This window comes from Streptomyces sp. NPDC028635 (genome assembly GCF_040637635.1).
Lineage (GTDB): Bacteria > Actinomycetota > Actinomycetes > Streptomycetales > Streptomycetaceae > Streptomyces.
On the sequence record NZ_JBEZWX010000045.1, the window covers coordinates 19,071 to 35,491 of the forward strand.

Consider the following 16,421-nt stretch of genomic DNA (forward strand, 5'->3'; position numbering starts at 1 on the left):
TGTGCGTCGGGCCGCGGGGGTGGGGTCGTCAGTCGGAGGGCGCCCAGTAGTCGGCCAGCGTGGCCACGCCCGGCTCCAGGGACTTCCAGGGGGCGTCGAAGGTGAGCGCGGCGAAGGCCGCGGCCGGGAAACCGCGTCGGTTCATGCTCGCGCGTGCTTCCTCCTCGGCCGCGCCGGCCAGGACCTCGGCGAGGCCCTGGACGCCCGGGTTGTGGCCGATGAGCAGCAGACTGCGCACGTCGTCCGGGGTCTCGTTGAGCAGGGCGATCAGTTCACCCGGGGAGGCCTCGTAGATCCGCTCCTCGTAGACCGTTTTCGGCCGGTGCGGGAACTCGTGGGCGGCGAGCTTCCAGGTCTCGCGGGTGCGGGTCGAGGTGGAGCACAGGGTCAGGTCGAAGGGGATGCCGGTGTCGGCCAGCCTGCGTCCGGCTTCGACGGCGTCCTTGCGGCCCCGTTCGGCGAGCGGCCGCTCATGGTCGGGCACGGGGGGCCAGTCGGCTTTCGCATGCCGGAAGAGGACGATCCTGCGGGGTTCTGCGACGCTCATGCGTCCCAGCTTCGCATGAAACAGGCCATGGGGCGCAGGGAGTTGACCGGCCTTCCCTCCATGGGAGTCCTGGGCACCCCTCAGCGCCCGACGAGCGCCTGAAGGTGCTGGAACAGCTGGGTGATCGCCGGCTCGCCGGTGCCCGCCTGCGCGTCCGTCGGGTTCAGTATCAGCACGAACAGGGTGACGAAGGCGAGGGCGGGCAGAGCGAGGGCCCACCAGGGCAGCCGGGTCTGGACGCCGCCCGTGGTCGCCGGGTGGGGCGGGGTGTGCGAACGGGCCGACATGGGTGCCTCCGCGGTCGTCGAGCGTGCCGTGAACGGTCGTGATCCGCCGTTCGGCGGCCACGTCTCGACGCTACGGAAGCCGCGGGCCGCGGCCCATCCGGTGATCCACCCACTTGACCCTGACCCTGGCCCCCTAGGGGACGGTGGGGGTAGCCCCACCGTCGGCCGGGGCGGAGATCAGTGAGGGTTCACGGGGAGGCGATCGTCGCGATGACGGCGATGATCACGAAGATGGCGAGGAACGAGCCGAAGACGATGAGCATCTTCTTCTGGCCGTTCTGGGGGTTCGGCTCGAGCACGGGCATGGCGCCAGTCTCGCACCCCGGCCCGGAACGCCCGGCTCCGGGGTCCACCGAAGCCCCCCGTCACCCACCGGACGCTGTCACCCGGCGGGCACCTTCACCCACCGGACGCTGTCCCCCGCGGACACCTTCACCCGCCGGACGCAGTCACCTCGCGGACACCTTCACCCACCGGACGCAGTCACCTCGCGGACACCTTCACCCACCGGACGCAGTCACCTCGCGGACACCTTCACCCACCGGACGCAGTCACCTCGCGGACACCTTCACCCGCCGGACGCAGTCACCTCGCGGAAGCAGCCGCCTCGTCCTCCACCGTGCGGTCGCGTCCGGCGAGGAAGCCCACGGCCATCTGCGGCACCATCAGCGCGGCCATCAGGGCGATCGGCAGGCCCCAGCCGCCGCTGCTCTGGTACAGCACGCCGACCAGCAGCGGTCCGGGGATCGAGATCAGGTAACCGGTGCTCTGGGCGAACGCCGACAGCTGGGCCACGCCCGCGCCCGTCTTCGCGCGCATGCCGACCATGGTCAGCGCGAGCGGGAAGGAGCAGTTGGAGATGCCGAGCAGCAGCGCCCAGGCCCAGGCGCCGGCGGCCGGCGCGAAGTACAGGCCGGCGTATCCGGCGAGGCCGCAGGCGCCGAGGGCGAGCACGATGGGGCCCTGCTGGGGCAGGCGGGTGGCCAGTCGCGGGATGACGAAGGCGAGGGGCACGCCCATCGCCATCGTGACGGCGAGGAGCACGCCGGCGGTGCCCGCGGAGACCCCCGAGTCACGGAAGATCTGCGCCATCCAGCCCATCGTGATGTAGGCGGCGGTGGCCTGGAGGCCGAAGAAGGCGGCGAGCGCCCAGGCGGTGCGGCTGCGCGTGATGCGCAGCGCGGGCGCCGCCTCCTCGGCCGGGCCGCCGTGCCGTGAGGCGGCGGTGGCACTCCGCCGCGACGGGGCGGGATCGGCGGTGCCGCGTTCCCGCAGGACCGGCAGCCAGGGCACCACGGCCGCGGCGGCCAGGACGGCCCACACCACGAGGCCGGACTGCCAGTCGCCGCCCAGGGCGCGGGTCACCGGCACGGTGGTGGCGGCGGCGATCGAGGTGCCGCACGCGAGGAACATCGAGTACAGGCCGGTCATGGAACCCACCCGGTCGGGGAACCAGTGCTTGACGATGACCGGCATGAGCACGTTGCTGACGGCGATGCCCATCAGGGCGAGGGCGCTGGCCGCGAGGAAGCCGCCCGTGCTCCCGGCGTACGGCCGTACGGCCAGGCCGACGGCTATGGCGGCCATGCCCGCGCACACGACGGCGGCGGGGCCGAAGCGGCGGGCGAGCCGGGGGGCCGTCACCCCGAACACGGCGAAGCACAGCGACGGCACGGAGGTGAGCAGGCCGGCCACGCTGCCGCTCATCCCGAGCCCGTCGCGCACCTCCTCCAGGAGGGCGCCGAGGCTGGTGATGGCGGGGCGGAGGTTGAGCGCGGACAGCATGATGCCGATCACGACCAGGCGCGTCGCCCACGTGCGCGGGGCGGCACCGCCGGTCTTCCTGCTCGCCTCGGGCTGGGTCGGGGTCGTCATCGTCCGGGTTTCCTCACTAGCCATGCCACCCATCATAGAATCATGGGATGATTGGTTGTCCATTCCCGGGCGGCCGGCCCCGGCCGCGCGCGTGCGAAGGTGTCCCATGCCCCTGAGCCATCCCCGACGTTCGGTGCTGTCCGAGCAGGTCATCGCCGAGCTGCGCAACCAGATCACCTCCGGCGAGTGGCCGGTCGGTTCCCGCATCCCGACCGAACCCGAGCTGGTCGAGCAGCTCGGTGTGGCCCGCAACACCGTCCGCGAGGCCGTGCGCGCCCTCGCGCACAACGGCCTGCTGGACATCCGCCAGGGCTCCGGCACCTATGTGGTCGCGACCAGTGAGCTGGCCGGTGTGATGCACCGCCGGTTCGCCGACGCGGACCCCCAGCACGTCGCCGAGCTGCGCTCCACGCTGGAGTCGAGCGCGGCCCGGCTCGCCGCGCACCGGCGCACGGAGAAGGACCTCAAGCAGCTGGACGCGCTGCTGCTGCGGCGCGAGGAGGCGTGGGAGTCGGGGGACGCGGAGGCGTTCGTGACGGCGGACGCCACCTTCCACCTCGCGGTGGTCTCGGCGTCCCACAACGACGTGCTGAAGGCGCTCTACGCCGACCTGGGCGAGGTGCTGCGGGACTGGCTGCGCGAGGACGTCGGCGGTCAGCTGACCCCGGAGACGCACATGGACCACCGGCGGCTGCTCGACGCGCTGCGCGACGGCGACGCCGAGACGGCCGCCGTGGAGGCCGCGAGCTACCCGTTCCTGTGCCGCCCGGGCCGGTTCACGCCGCCTGGCGCCTGACCCGCGCCGCCGGAAGGCGGCCGCCCCCGTCGTCCGCCCCGCTCACCCCTTGTCGTGGCTGATCCACACCGCCTCGACCTCCTTCCAGCAGCGCCCGGTCAGCCGTACCGTCGTCGCCGGTCCGGCGGCCACCGGGGCGGAGTCGGTGTCGAGGTCCCACCATCGGGCGCACTCGATGTGCAGAGCGACACGATCGGTGTCCACATAGGGGTTGTGGCACCAGGCGACGACCTCGGAGCCATGGACGGTCGTGCGGCACTCGGCGCCGAAGGGCTGCTCGGCGGCCGGGCGCGCCGCACGCCCGTAGGGCAGCGCGTCGTACGGAAGGCAGAGGACGACGACGGCGGCGACGGTCACTGGGGCGAGGCTGCGGAACAGGCGCACAAGCAGACCTCCTCGGCCGTACGGCTGCGGGGCGGTGCCCTTCCAGCGTGCGTGGTGAGCGGCGCCGTCCGCCCGGCCGGTGAGCCGAACGGGTGACGCGGAAAAGGCCCGCACCCAGGGGGTGCGGGCCCTTCACGGCCGGTCGTGACCGGGGTCGGCGGTGATCAGGCGCCGATGGCGTGCAGACCGCCGTCCACGTGGATGATCTCGCCGGTGGTCTTCGGGAACCAGTCGCTCAGCAGCGCGACGATGCCGCGGCCGGCCGGCTCCGGGTCCTTCAGGTCCCACTCCAGCGGGGAGCGGGTGTCCCACACGGCGGCCAGGTCGCCGAAGCCCGGGATGGACTTGGCGGCCATCGAGCCGAGCGGGCCCGCGGAGATGAGGTTGCAGCGGATGTTCTGCTTGCCCAGGTCGCGCGCGATGTAACGGCTGGTGGCCTCCAGGGCGGCCTTGGCCGGGCCCATCCAGTCGTACTGCGGCCAGGCGAACTGCGCGTCGAAGGTGAGACCGACGACCGAGCCGCCGTTCTGCATCAGCGGCAGGCAGGCCATGGTCAGCGACTTCAGGGAGTACGCCGAGACGTGCATCGCGGTGGCGACGGACTCGAACGGCGTGTTCAGGAAGTTGCCGCCGAGCGCGTCCTGCGGCGCGAAGCCGATGGAGTGCACGACGCCGTCGAGGCCGCCCAGCTCCTCGCCGACGACGTCGGCGAGGCGACCGAGGTGCTCGTCGTTGGTGACGTCGAGCTCGATGACCTTGGTGGGCTTGGGGAGCTTCTTGGCGATGCGCTCGGTCAGCGTGGGCCGCGGGAACGCGGTCAGGATGATCTCGGCGCCCTGCTCCTGAGCCAGCTTCGCGGCGTGGAAGGCGATGGAGGACTCCATCAGCACACCGCTGATCAGGACGCGCTTGCCCTCGAGGATTCCGCTCATGGTGATCAGTGACCCATTCCCAGTCCGCCGTCAACGGGAATGACGGCTCCAGTGATGTACGAGGCGTCGTCCGAGGCGAGGAACCGCACCGTCGCGGCGATCTCGTCCGGCTGCGCGTAACGGCCGAGCGGCACCTGCGCCACGATGTTCTTGCGCTGCTCGTCGGTGAGCGTCTTGGTCATGTCGGTGTCGACGAAACCGGGCGCGACGACGTTGAAGGTGATGTTGCGCGAACCCAGCTCACGGGCGAGGGAGCGCGCGAAGCCGACCAGGGCGGCCTTGGAGGCGGCGTAGTTGGCCTGCCCCGCCGAGCCGAGCAGCCCGACGACCGAGGAGATCAGGACGACCCGGCCCTTCTTGGCGCGCAGCATGCCGCGGTTGGCGCGCTTGACGACCCGGAAGGTGCCGGTGAGGTTGGTGTCGATGACCGAGGTGAAGTCCTCCTCGGACATGCGCATCAGGAGCTGGTCCTTGGTGACGCCGGCGTTGGCGATGAGCACCTCGACCGGACCGTGCTCGGCCTCGATCTCCTTGTAGGCCTGCTCCACCTGCTCGGGGTCGGTGATGTCGCACTTGACGGCGAGGAAGCCGGCCGGCGGCTCCCCCGAGCGGTACGTGATGGCGACCTTGTCGCCGGCGTCGGCGAACGCGCGGGCGATGGCGAGGCCGATGCCCCGGTTGCCTCCGGTGACGAGAACCGAGCGGCTCAACGGATCACCCTTTCGATTACGGTCGGACACACCCGCCCGGACAGCTGGATGACAGGCGGCTTCCCGGAAAACCTATCGGTCCGCCCGGGCGCGCGGACATTCGGGCACCGACAGCGGCATACGGAACTGACTGTGGGGTCCCTACAGAAAGCGACGCACGTCAGCCGCAAACCTGTGGTCCGCGGCCGGGCGGGCGCGACATGATCGGGCAAGCACAGGTCACGACGACAGGTCACGACGACAGGAGAGACCTCGGTGCCTCATACGATCGACGAAGCCTTCACGGCACTCCCCCTGCGCGCCCTCGCCGACGCCGCGCTCGCACGCGCGCGTGCGCTCGGGGCCGAGCACGCCGACTTCCGGCTGGAGCGGGTGCGCAGCGCGTCCTGGCGCCTGCGCGACGCCAGGCCGGCCGGATCGTCCGACACCACCGACCTCGGGTACGCGGTGCGGGTCGTGCACGGCGGAACGTGGGGGTTCGCCTCGGGCGTGGACCTGACGATGGACGCCGCCGCCAGGGTCGCCTCCCAGGCGGTGGCCATGGCCAAACTGTCCGCGCAGGTCATCAGGGCCGCGGGGTCGGACGAGCGGGTGGAGCTGGCCGGTGAGCCCGTGCACGCCGACAGGACGTGGATCTCGGCCTATGAGATCGATCCGTTCTCGGTGCCGGACGAGGAGAAGGCCGGGCTGCTGACCGAGTGGAGCCGGCGGCTGCTGGACGCGGACGGGGTGGACCACGTCGACGCCTCGCTGCTCACGGTCCACGAGAACAAGTTCTACGCCGACACCGCGGGCACCGTGACCACCCAGCAGCGGGTGCGGCTGCATCCGGTGCTCACCGCGGTCTCGGTGGACGACTCCAGCGGCGAGTTCGAGTCGATGCGCACCCTCGCGCCGCCCGCGGGGCGCGGCTGGGAGTATCTGACCGGCACCGGCTGGGACTGGGACACGGAGCTCGCCGAGATCCCGGAGCTGCTCGCGGAGAAGATGCGCGCGCCGAGCGTCGAGCCGGGGCTGTACGACCTGGTCGTCGACCCGTCGAACCTGTGGCTGACCATCCACGAGTCCATCGGGCACGCCACGGAGCTGGACCGCGCGCTCGGCTACGAGGCCGCCTACGCCGGCACCTCCTTCGCCACCTTCGACCAGCTCGGCAAGCTCAGGTACGGCTCGGAACTGATGAACGTCACCGGCGACCGCACCGCCGAGCACGGGCTCGCCACGATCGGCTACGACGACGAGGGCGTCGCGGCGCAGTCCTGGGACCTGGTGAAGGACGGGACACTGGTGGGCTACCAGCTGGACCGGCGGATCGCGAAGCTCACCGGGTTCGAGCGGTCCAACGGGTGCGCCTACGCCGACTCCCCCGCGCATGTGCCGGTGCAGCGCATGGCCAACGTGTCGCTCCAGCCGGACCCGGCGGGGATGTCCACGGAGGGTCTCATCGGGTCGGTGGACCGCGGGATCTACGTCGTCGGGGACCGGTCGTGGTCGATCGACATGCAGCGCTACAACTTCCAGTTCACCGGTCAGCGGTTCTTCAGGATCGAGAACGGGCGGATCACCGGGCAGCTGCGGGACGTGGCGTACCAGGCCACGACCACGGACTTCTGGGGCTCCATGGCGGCCGTCGGCGGCCCGCAGACGTATGTCCTCGGCGGTGCGTTCAACTGCGGCAAGGCCCAGCCGGGGCAGGTCGCGGCGGTCTCCCACGGCTGCCCTTCCGCCCTGTTCAAGGGCGTCAACATTCTGAACACCACGCAGGAGGCAGGTCGATGAGCGCCGCGACGAACAAGCCGCACGAGATCGTCGAGCGGGCCCTTCAGCTGTCCCGGGCCGACGGCTGCGTGGTCATCGCCGACGAGCGGTCCACCGCGAACCTGCGCTGGGCCGGGAACGCGCTCACCACCAACGGCGTCACCCGCGGGCGCACCCTCACCGTGATCGCGACCGTCGACGGCAAGGAGGGCACGGCGTCCGGCGTGGTCTCCCGGTCCGCGGTGACCGCAGACGAGCTGGAGCCGCTGGTGCGGGCCGCCGAGGCCGCCGCGCGCGGCGCGGGCCCGGCCGAGGACGCGCAGCCGCTGGTGACCGGGGTGCCGCAATCCGCCGACTTCGCCGAGCCGCCCGCCGAGACCTCCTCGGCCGTCTTCGGGGACTTCGCCCCGGCACTGGGCGAGGCGTTCGCACGCGCGCGTGCGGGCGGGCGGGAACTCTACGGCTTCGCCAACCACGAGCTGGTCTCGACGTACCTGGGCACCTCGACGGGGCTGCGGCTGCGGCACGACCAGCCGACCGGCACGCTGGAGCTGAACGCCAAGTCGCCCGACCGCACCCGCTCCGCGTGGGCGGGCCGCGCCACGCGGGACTTCAAGGACGTCGACCCGGCGGCGCTGGACGCCGAGCTGGCCGTGCGCCTGGGCTGGGCGGAGCGGCGTGTGGAGCTGCCCGCCGGGCGGTACGAGACGCTGCTGCCGCCGACCGCCGTGGCGGACCTGCTGATCTACCAGCTGTGGTCGGCGTCGGCACGGGACGCGGCCGAGGGCCGGACGGTGTTCTCCAGGCCGGGCGGCGGCACGCGCGTGGGCGAGCGGCTCACCGACCTGCCGCTGACCCTGCGCAGCGACCCGCACGCGCCCGGCCTTGAGTCGGCGCCGTTCGTGATCGCGCACTCCTCGGGCGGGGACCAGTCGGTGTTCGACAACGGTCTGCCGGTGGCGGACACCGAGTGGATCAGCCGGGGTGAGCTGAGGCATCTGGCCACCAGCCGGTACAGCGCGGGCCTGACCGGTCTGCCGGTCGCGCCGGGCGCGGACAACCTGATCCTGGACGGCGGTGCGGACCGCTCCCTCGAGGAGATGGTCGCGGGTACGGAGCGCGGGCTGCTGCTGACCTGCCTGTGGTACATCCGCGAGGTCGACCCGGCGACGCTGCTGCTGACCGGTCTGACCCGGGACGGCGTCTACCTGGTGGAGAACGGCGAGGTGACGGGCGAGGTGAACAACTTCCGGTTCAACGAGTCGCCGGTGGGCCTGCTCGGGCGGGCCACCGAGGCGGGGCGTACGGAAAAGACGCTGCCGCGGGAGTGGAGCGACTGGTTCACTAGGGCTGCGATGCCTGCCCTGCGGGTGCCGGACTTCAACATGAGCTCGGTCAGCCAGGGCGTCTGAGGTGTCGGTGGCCCCCCATAGACTGGGGGGACCCCGTCCTTCGGGGGATCCTGATCCTTCGTTTTTCCTTCGTTCGAGGAGACATACCACCGTGACGGACATCGTCGACGAGCTGAAGTGGCGTGGGCTGTTCGCCCTGTCCACCGACGAGGACGCATTGCGCAAGGCTCTCGCGGACGGTCCCGTCACGTTCTATTGCGGCTTCGACCCGACCGCGCCGTCACTGCACGTGGGGCACCTGGTGCAGGTGCTCACCGTGCGCCGGCTCCAGCAGGCCGGCCACCGGCCGCTGGCGCTGGTCGGCGGCGCGACGGGCCTGATCGGTGACCCGCGGCCGACCGCCGAGCGCACGCTGAACGACCCGGAGACGGTCGCCGGCTGGGTGGACAAGCTGCGCCGCCAGATCGAGCCGTTCCTGTCCTTCGAGGGCGAGAACGCCGCGGTCATGGTGAACAACCTCGACTGGACCGCGGGCCTGTCCGCGATCGAGTTCCTGCGGGACATCGGCAAGCACTTCCGCGTCAACAAGATGCTGACCAAGGATTCCGTGGCCCGTCGCCTGGAGTCCGACCAGGGCATCAGCTACACCGAGTTCAGCTACCAGATCCTGCAGGGCATGGACTTCCTGCAGCTCTACCGACGCTACGGCTGCACGCTCCAGCAGGGCGGCAGCGACCAGTGGGGCAACCTCACGGCCGGCCTGGACCTGATCCACCGGCTGGAGCCCGACGCCACGGCGCACGCGCTGGCGACGCCGCTGATGACCAAGGCGGACGGCACCAAGTTCGGCAAGACCGAGGGCGGCGCAGTCTGGCTCGACCCGGAGATGACGACGCCGTACGCGTTCTACCAGTTCTGGCTGAACGTGGACGACCGGGACATCTCGCGGTACCTGCGCATCCTGTCCTTCAAGTCCCGCGAGGAGCTCGAGGAGCTGGAGAAGCAGACCGAGGAGCGTCCGCAGGCCCGTGCGGCGCAGCGGGCGCTGGCCGAGGAGCTGACGACGCTGGTGCACGGCGCCGACCAGACGGCCGCCGTGATCGCCGCGTCCAAGGCGCTGTTCGGCCACGGCGAGCTCGCCGACCTCGACGAGCGCACGCTGGCCGCGGCACTGTCCGAGGTGCCGCATGTGCGGGTCGCCGAGCCGGCCTCGGTGGTCGACCTGTTCGCCGAGGTCGGCCTCGTGCCCAGCAAGTCGGCCGGCCGGCGCACGGTCAAGGAGGGCGGCGCCTACGTGAACAACGTGAAGGTCACCGCCGAGGACGCGGTCCCCGCCACGGAGGACCTGCTGCACGGGCGCTGGCTGGTACTGCGGCGCGGCAAGAAGAACCTGGCCGCCGTCGAGGTCACCGGAGCGTGAGCGCGGTGCCGGGCCCCGCATCCTTCGAGGGGTGCGGGGCCGGGCCCGTTCAGGCCCGCTGACGCTGCCTGCGGTTCCCCCACATGGCCATGTACGCCATGTCGCCGACGGCCACGATGATGATCGCGGCGACCAGCTGGAACAGGTGCCGCATCCAGTCGATGCCCGAGGTGGCCTCGACGCCCGCGGCGCGGGCCACGGCGTTGCCGACGATGGCGCCGAGCATGCCGAAGATGGTCGTCAGCCACAGGGGGCTGTGCTGCTTGCCCGGGATGATCGCCTTTGCGATCAGCCCCAGCACGAATCCGACGATGATCGCCCACAACCAGCCCATGGCTGCCTCCTCGTCCCGCTCGACATGAGCATTACGACGAGTCTCGGGCCGTACGCCGTACGGCGCATGCCGGGTACCGCCGTACGCGCTACGGCGCAGGTCGCGCGCCCCCCTCAGGGCGGGGACCCGGTCTCGTGGGCGGCGTGGGGGCGGCGTACCGTGGACGTGTCCGGGATGTCCGGGGGAGTCCGAGCGGGCGGGTGGTGGAATTCGATGCGGAAGCTGCAGCACGACAGCGGCAACACCCAGGTGTTCCGGATCACGGGGGCGCGCACGGGTCTGCAGGAGGACGTGCGCGGTCGGCAGCGCCGGTACGTCATCTCGATGACGATCCGCACCCTGTCGGTGATCCTCGCGGTCTCCCTGTGGAACGTGGAGCGTTATGTCGCGATCGCGGCGCTGGTCCTGGGCGCGGTGCTGCCCTACATCGCGGTGGTGGTCGCCAACGCGGGGCGGGAGAACGCGCCGGGGCTGCCCTCGACGTTCCTGACGACGCCGGTGAGGACGATGATCGCGCCCCCGCGGGACGACGAGCGGTCCGGCGAGGGCTTCGCGGAACCGGGAGCGGAACGGGCCGAGCGGGCCGTCAAGGAGCCGCCCGAGCCGCAGGTGTGAGTGCGGTGCGCGCCGGTTGTGCGCGGCCTGTGCGCGAACCTCAAGAAAAGCTCAGATCAATCCTGTTGTTCCGCTGCCCTGCGGCCAGTGGGTCGTGACATACTGCGTACGCGCTCCGCATCCCCCGTCGGAGCGACGGACCGACGCCGGGCAGCTCCCCCCGTGGCTGCTCGGCGTCGCCTTTTGTGCGCCTGTTCCTGTGAGACGAAGCTGTGAGTGACGAGACCCCGATCTGTTCCGCCAAGGGCTGCCGCGCCGACGCCGTGTGGGTGCTGGCGTGGAACAACCCGAAGATCCACACGCCGGAGCGGCGCAAGACGTGGCTGGCGTGCGAGGAGCACCGGGAGCATCTCTCCCAGTTCCTCGGGGTGCGGGGTTTCCTCAAGGACGTCGTGAGGTTCGAGGAGTGGCAGGCGCCCGAGGGCGCCTGAGCCCCGTGGTGTGCCGCGCCGGGGGCTAGCCCCCGATCGCCGACATCGGGCGGTCCGGCTGGATGAAGCTCGGGTCGTCCAGGCCCGCTCCGGCCTTCTTGCCCCACATCGCCAGGCGCCAGACGCGGGCGATCTCCTCGTCGGGGGCGCCCGAGCGCAGGGCGGCGCGCAGGTCCGTCTCCTCCGTGGCGAACAGGCAGGTGCGGACCTGGCCGTCGGCCGTGAGGCGGGTGCGGTCGCAGGCGGCGCAGAAGGGGCGCGTGACGGAGGCGATGACGCCCACCACGTGCGGGCCGCCGTCGACGACCCAGCGCTCGGCCGGGGCCGATCCGCGCTTCTCCTGGCCCTCGGCACTCAGCTCGAAGCGGGTGCGCAGCGAGGTCAGGATGTCCCCCGCGGTGATCATGCCGTCGCGCTTCCAGCCGTGCTGGGCGTCGAGCGGCATCTGCTCGATGAACCGCAGCTCGTAGTCGTGCTCGATGGCCCAGGCGAGCAGGTCGGGGGCCTCGTCGCCGTTCAGGCCGGGCATCAGCACGGTGTTGACCTTGACGGGGGTCAGTCCGGCCTCGCGGGCGGCGTCGAGGCCTTCCAGGACGTCCTTGTGCCGGTCGCGGCGGGTGAGGGTCTTGAAGACGTCCGGGCGCAGGGTGTCCAGGGAGACGTTGACCCGGTCGAGGCCGGCCGCCTTCAGGGCGGCGGCGGTGCGCTTGAGGCCGATGCCGTTGGTGGTCAGGGACATCTGCGGGCGCGGGGAGAGGGCGGCGACACGCTCGACGATGCCGACCAGGCCGGGGCGCAGCAGCGGCTCGCCGCCGGTGAAGCGGACCTCGGTGATGCCGAGGGAGGTGACGGCGATGTCGATCAGCCGGACGATCTCGTCGTCGGTGAGCAGGTCCGGCTTGGCCAGCCACTGCAGGCCCTCCTCGGGCATGCAGTAGGTGCACCGCAGGTTGCAGCGGTCGGTCAGCGAGACCCTCAGGTCGGTGGCCACCCGGCCGTAGGTGTCGATGAGCACGTGGGCCCCCTCCCTCGTCACGGAGCAGTCGTACCGGTCACGGGTATCCAGCTCACCAGTTCGTCACCTGTGAGCCTACGTGACACCACTGACAGCGACACCAGCCCGATCCCACGAGGTAAGACGCGGCCGTGTCGTAGGTACCTACCAGGTGCCTGCGGCACGGCCGCTCGGAGGATGTGCCAGGGGCCGCTCAGTGGGCTCCGGTGCCGGTCAGCGAGCGCACCTCCAGTTCGGCGTACTTGCCGGTGTCCGGAGTCTCCTTCGACAGCAGGGTGCCGAGGACGCCCAGCAGGAAGCCCACCGGGATGGAGATCAGGCCGGGGTTCTCCAGCGGGAACCAGTGGAAGTCGACGTCCGGGAACATCGACGACGGCTTGCCGGAGACGACCGGGGAGAACAGCACGAGGCCGACCGCGGTGACCAGGCCGCCGTAGATGGACCACAGGGCGCCGGCGGTGGTGAACCGCTTCCAGAACAGGCTGTAGAGGATGGTCGGCAGGTTGGCAGAGGCGGCGACCGCGAAGGCGAGGGCGACGAGACCGGCGACGTTGAGGTCGCGGGCCAGGGCGCCGAGGACGATGGAGACCGCTCCGATGCCGACGGTGGCCCAGCGGGCGGCGCCCAGTTCCTGCTTCTCGGTCGCCCGGCCCTTCTTGATGACGTTGGCGTAGATGTCGTGCGCGAAGGACGACGAGGACGCCAGGGTCAGGCCGGCGACGACGGCGAGGATGGTGGCGAAGGCGACCGCCGAGATGGAGGCCAGCAGGATGGCGCCCCAGCTGGAGTCGGTGCCGCCGAGGTGCAGGGCGAGCAGCGGGGCGGCGGTGTTGCCGGCCTTGTTGGAGGCGATGATCTCGTCCGGCTTGATGAGCGCGGCGGCGCCGAAGCCGAGGGCGAGGGTCATCAGGTAGAAGGCGCCGATCAGGCCGATGGCCCAGATGACGGACTTGCGGGCGGCCTTGGCCGTCGGGACGGTGTAGAAGCGGATCAGGATGTGCGGCAGGCCGGCGGTGCCGAGCACCAGGGCGATGCCGAGGGAGAGGAAGTCCAGCTTGGTGGTGCCGGTGGCGCCGTACTTCAGGCCGGGCTCCAGGAAGGCGGCGCCCTTGCCGCTGTTGTCGGCGGCGGAGCCGAGCAGGTCGGAGACGTTGAAGTGGAACTTCAGCAGCACCAGGAAGGTCAGCAGCAGGGCGCCCGCGATGAGCAGGACCGCCTTGACCATCTGGACCCAGGTGGTGCCCTTCATCCCGCCGATGGTGACGTAGACGATCATCAGGACGCCGACCAGGGCGACGATGCCGATCTTGCCGCCGTCGCTGGTGATGCCGAGCAGCAGCGAGACGAGGACGCCGGCGCCGGCCATCTGCGCGAGCAGGTAGAAGATCGACACGACGATGGTGGAGGTACCGGCCGCCGTGCGCACCGGGCGCTGGCGCATCCGGTAGGCGAGCACGTCGCCCATGGTGTAGCGGCCGGAGTTGCGCAGCGGTTCGGCGACCAGGAGCAGGGCAACCAGCCAGGCGACGAGGAAGCCGATGGAGTACAGGAAGCCGTCGTAGCCGAAGAGGGCGATGGCGCCGGCGATACCGAGGAAGGACGCGGCGGACATGTAGTCGCCGGAGACGGCGAGGCCGTTCTGGAAGCCGGTGAACTGCCGCCCGCCGGCGTAGAAGTCGGCGGCGTCCTTGGTCTGCCGGCCGGCCCAGACGGTGATGACGAGGGTCGCGGCGACGAAGACGGCGAACAGGGTGATGATCAGCGTCCGGTGTTCGCTCGCCTCACCGGCGGCCAGGGTGATCGCTGCCGCGCTCATGTCCGGTCCTCCATCCGGGACTTGATCGCCTCCGCCTTGGGGTCGAGCTTGGCGGCGGCGTGCCGGGCGTACCACCAGGCGATGAGGAACGTGGTGAGGAACTGGGCGAGGCCGAGCGCGAGGGCGACATTGATGTTGCCGACGAGCCGGGTGCCCATGAACGCGCCCGCGTAGTTGGAGAGCAGGACGTACAGCAGGTACCAGACGATGAACGCGACGGTGAGCGGGAAGGCGAAGGAGCGGTGGGAGCGGCGCAGTTCACGGAACTCCGCACTGGCCTGCATATGGACGAACTCCTCGGTGGCGGGGAGTGCGGTGGGGGTTTCGGAGGGGGGTGGTGTCTCGGTGGCCACCTGTTTCTCCTCGCGTCGCGGACGGTTGCGGGCGGGCCCCCGGCACTTCGGGGGCTCCATATACAACGGCACGGCGCCCCGCGGGGACCGGTTCAGTGCGCTCTTTTTCTTTCAGCCGCATCGTCGTAGGTCATTGCTGGGGCTCGAGCCGGCGGGATAGCTTCGGCCTGCACCACCCGTCATGTACCTGCCCGAGGACCATCTGTGTCTCGGGCCGGTTTCTTTTCCGGATGATGTGGAGACCCCATGGCTCATCTGCGCTCCAGACGCCGTCTCGCCCTCGCCGTGCCCGTCGTGCTGTCGCTGACCGCCTCGCTCGGCTTCCTGCCGTCGGTGGCGTCGGCGGCGCCGCACGCCGAGTCCACCGCACAGGCGAGCACGGCCGGAACGCTGGCGTACGTCGTCAACACGCGCACCGACCACCGCACGATCGAGTCGGTAGGGCGGGCGATCACCGCGCACGGCGGAAGTGTCGTGGCGACGTACGCGCGCATAGGCGTCTTCGTCGTGCACTCCGCCAACCCGGACTTCGGCAAGGAGATACGCGCGGTGCGCGGCGTGCAGTCGGCGGGCGCCACGCGTACGGCCCCGCTCAGCGCGGCGGGCACCACCGAAGAGGGCGCGGTGCAGTACCTGTCGAAGGCGGAGGCCGCGAAGGTCACCCAGGGCGCCACGGCGGGCGAGGAGCCGCTGGAGGCCGACCAGTGGGACCTGCGCGCGATCGGCGCCGACAAGGCGGCGAAGACCCACCCGGGCAGCCCGAAGGTCACCGTCGCCGTCATCGACACCGGTGTGGACGACACCCACCCCGACCTGGCGCCGAATTTCTCCCGGTCCCAGTCGGCCAACTGCGTGGGCGGTGTCGCGGACACCAGCGAGGGTGCCTGGCGGCCGTACAACCCGGCCGAGGACTACCACGGCACGCATGTCGCCGGTGAGATCGCCGCGGCCCGCAACGGCATCGGGGTGGCCGGTGTCGCGCCGGGTGTGAAGGTCGCCGGCATCAAGGTGAGCGACCCGAAGGACGGCCTGTTCTACCCGGAGAACGTGGTCTGCGCGTTCGTGTTCGCCGCCGACCACGGCGTGGAGATCACCAACAACAGCTACTACGTGGACCCGTGGCTGTACAACTGCATGGACGACCCCGACCAGCGGGCCATCGTCGACGCCGTCAACAGGGCCCAGCTGTACGCCCAGCGCAAGGGCACCCTCAACGTCGCCTCGGCGGGCAACTCCAACGACGACCTGGACTCCGACGCGCTGGTGGACGACTCCAGCCCGGACGACGCGACCCCGGTGACCCGGACGGTGAACCCGCACGAGTGCTTCGACGTGCCGACCCAGCTGCCCGGCGTGGTCACGGTGAGCGCGACCGGCGTCAAGGGCACCAAGTCGTACTACTCCAGCTACGGCCTGGGGGTGGTGGACGTGGCGGCGCCGGGCGGTGACAAGTACCAGATCCCGGACACCCCGTCGAAGAACGGCCGCATCCTGTCGACGATGCCGGGCAACCAGTACGGCTTCCTCCAGGGCACCTCGATGGCCTCCCCGCACGTGGCCGGCGTGGCCGCGCTGCTGAAGTCCGCGCACCCGCACGCGACCCCGGCCCAGCTGCAGGCCCTGCTCAAGGCGCAGGCGGACAACCCGGGTTGCCCGGCCGGCCCGTACGACGGTGACGGCGACGGCGTGGTCGACGCGACCTGCGTGGGTGGCAAGCGCGTCAACGGCTTCTACGGCTTCGGCGTCGTCGACGCGCTGCGCGCGGTCAAGTGACCGGTGCTCTCCGGCACTTCCGC

At 71.1% G+C, this 16,421-nt stretch carries 18 protein-coding genes; 7 read left to right on the plus strand and 11 right to left on the minus strand.

Translation table 11 applies throughout. The features are described from left to right. Window positions 1–28: 28 nt before the first annotated feature. The 4 genes from AB0E88_RS31200 to AB0E88_RS31215 all read right to left on the minus strand — a co-directional run bounded on the left by AB0E88_RS31200 (window position 29) and on the right by AB0E88_RS31215 (window position 2,745). A complete protein-coding gene (locus AB0E88_RS31200; protein WP_361637631.1) occupies window positions 29–547 on the minus strand; it encodes a histidine phosphatase family protein in 519 nt (172 codons plus the stop codon). A gap of 80 nt (window positions 548–627) precedes the next feature. Next, on the minus strand, window positions 628–834 hold the full coding sequence (locus AB0E88_RS31205; protein ID WP_361637633.1) for a hypothetical protein: 207 nt from the start codon (window positions 832–834) through the stop codon (window positions 628–630). Between the two features lie 188 nt (window positions 835–1,022). After that, complete coding sequence (locus AB0E88_RS31210) at window positions 1,023–1,139, minus strand: SGM_5486 family transporter-associated protein (RefSeq protein ID WP_361637635.1); 117 nt, start codon at window positions 1,137–1,139, stop codon at window positions 1,023–1,025. 280 nt (window positions 1,140–1,419) lie between these two features. Continuing rightward, entirely contained in the window at window positions 1,420–2,745 is a 1,326-nt protein-coding gene (locus AB0E88_RS31215) for an MFS transporter (RefSeq protein WP_361637637.1), read from the minus strand. Window positions 2,746–2,815: 70 nt separating this feature from the next. Here AB0E88_RS31215 and AB0E88_RS31220 point away from each other — a divergent pair, with 70 nt between their 5' ends. Further along, the gene (locus tag AB0E88_RS31220) at window positions 2,816–3,505 is read left to right on the plus strand and encodes a FadR/GntR family transcriptional regulator (RefSeq protein WP_361637638.1); all 690 of its coding nucleotides are present in this window, start codon (window positions 2,816–2,818) and stop codon (window positions 3,503–3,505) included. A 42-nt stretch (window positions 3,506–3,547) separates the two neighbouring features. Here the strand turns inward: AB0E88_RS31220 and AB0E88_RS31225 are convergent, their stop codons facing one another. The 3 genes from AB0E88_RS31225 to fabG all read right to left on the minus strand — a co-directional run bounded on the left by AB0E88_RS31225 (window position 3,548) and on the right by fabG (window position 5,531). After that, window positions 3,548–3,889, minus strand: coding sequence for a hypothetical protein (locus tag AB0E88_RS31225; RefSeq protein ID WP_361637640.1), 342 nt, complete (start codon window positions 3,887–3,889; stop codon window positions 3,548–3,550). Window positions 3,890–4,053: 164 nt separating this feature from the next. Further along, a complete protein-coding gene (gene fabI, locus AB0E88_RS31230; RefSeq protein ID WP_361637641.1) occupies window positions 4,054–4,821 on the minus strand; it encodes an enoyl-ACP reductase FabI in 768 nt (255 codons plus the stop codon). A 5-nt stretch (window positions 4,822–4,826) separates the two neighbouring features. Continuing rightward, complete coding sequence (gene fabG / locus AB0E88_RS31235) at window positions 4,827–5,531, minus strand: 3-oxoacyl-[acyl-carrier-protein] reductase (protein WP_361637643.1); 705 nt, start codon at window positions 5,529–5,531, stop codon at window positions 4,827–4,829. A 255-nt stretch (window positions 5,532–5,786) separates the two neighbouring features. Between fabG and AB0E88_RS31240 the strand changes: the two genes are divergently transcribed. The 3 genes from AB0E88_RS31240 (at window position 5,787) to tyrS (ending at window position 10,061) form a co-directional block, all read left to right on the plus strand. Beyond that, on the plus strand, window positions 5,787–7,310 hold the full coding sequence (locus AB0E88_RS31240; protein WP_361637644.1) for a TldD/PmbA family protein: 1,524 nt from the start codon (window positions 5,787–5,789) through the stop codon (window positions 7,308–7,310). Further along, window positions 7,307–8,701 carry a metallopeptidase TldD-related protein gene (locus AB0E88_RS31245; RefSeq protein ID WP_361637646.1) on the plus strand — a complete coding sequence of 465 codons (1,395 nt, stop codon included), beginning with the start codon at window positions 7,307–7,309 and terminating at the stop codon, window positions 8,699–8,701. Before AB0E88_RS31240 ends, AB0E88_RS31245 begins: the two co-directional genes overlap by 4 nt. A 91-nt stretch (window positions 8,702–8,792) precedes the next feature. Next, entirely contained in the window at window positions 8,793–10,061 is a 1,269-nt protein-coding gene (tyrS, locus tag AB0E88_RS31250; RefSeq protein WP_361637648.1) for a tyrosine--tRNA ligase, read from the plus strand. 49 nt (window positions 10,062–10,110) lie between these two features. Here the strand turns inward: tyrS and AB0E88_RS31255 are convergent, their stop codons facing one another. Continuing rightward, on the minus strand, window positions 10,111–10,395 hold the full coding sequence (locus tag AB0E88_RS31255; RefSeq protein WP_361637650.1) for a GlsB/YeaQ/YmgE family stress response membrane protein: 285 nt from the start codon (window positions 10,393–10,395) through the stop codon (window positions 10,111–10,113). Window positions 10,396–10,608: 213 nt separating this feature from the next. On the opposite strand from AB0E88_RS31255, the gene AB0E88_RS31260 reads away from it, so the two are divergent. Both AB0E88_RS31260 and AB0E88_RS31265 read left to right on the plus strand, forming a co-directional pair. Beyond that, window positions 10,609–11,010, plus strand: coding sequence for a DUF3099 domain-containing protein (locus tag AB0E88_RS31260; RefSeq protein ID WP_361637652.1), 402 nt, complete (start codon window positions 10,609–10,611; stop codon window positions 11,008–11,010). Window positions 11,011–11,222: 212 nt separating this feature from the next. After that, complete coding sequence (locus tag AB0E88_RS31265) at window positions 11,223–11,441, plus strand: hypothetical protein (RefSeq protein ID WP_361637654.1); 219 nt, start codon at window positions 11,223–11,225, stop codon at window positions 11,439–11,441. Between the two features lie 25 nt (window positions 11,442–11,466). Here the strand turns inward: AB0E88_RS31265 and moaA are convergent, their stop codons facing one another. The 3 genes from moaA to AB0E88_RS31280 all read right to left on the minus strand — a co-directional run bounded on the left by moaA (window position 11,467) and on the right by AB0E88_RS31280 (window position 14,625). Further along, window positions 11,467–12,456: a GTP 3',8-cyclase MoaA gene (gene moaA / locus AB0E88_RS31270; RefSeq protein WP_361637699.1), complete on the minus strand. Its 990-nt coding sequence runs from the start codon at window positions 12,454–12,456 to the stop codon at window positions 11,467–11,469. Window positions 12,457–12,649: 193 nt separating this feature from the next. After that, window positions 12,650–14,272, minus strand: a complete 1,623-nt coding sequence (locus tag AB0E88_RS31275; protein ID WP_361637656.1) for a cation acetate symporter — start codon at window positions 14,270–14,272, stop codon at window positions 12,650–12,652. Further along, complete coding sequence (locus AB0E88_RS31280; RefSeq protein ID WP_361637658.1) at window positions 14,269–14,625, minus strand: DUF485 domain-containing protein; 357 nt, start codon at window positions 14,623–14,625, stop codon at window positions 14,269–14,271. The genes AB0E88_RS31275 and AB0E88_RS31280 overlap by 4 nt, the downstream gene beginning before the upstream one ends. A gap of 246 nt (window positions 14,626–14,871) precedes the next feature. Here AB0E88_RS31280 and AB0E88_RS31285 point away from each other — a divergent pair, with 246 nt between their 5' ends. Then, the gene (locus AB0E88_RS31285) at window positions 14,872–16,398 is read left to right on the plus strand and encodes a S8 family serine peptidase (RefSeq protein WP_361637660.1); all 1,527 of its coding nucleotides are present in this window, start codon (window positions 14,872–14,874) and stop codon (window positions 16,396–16,398) included. The last annotated feature ends 23 nt before the right edge of the window (window positions 16,399–16,421 follow it).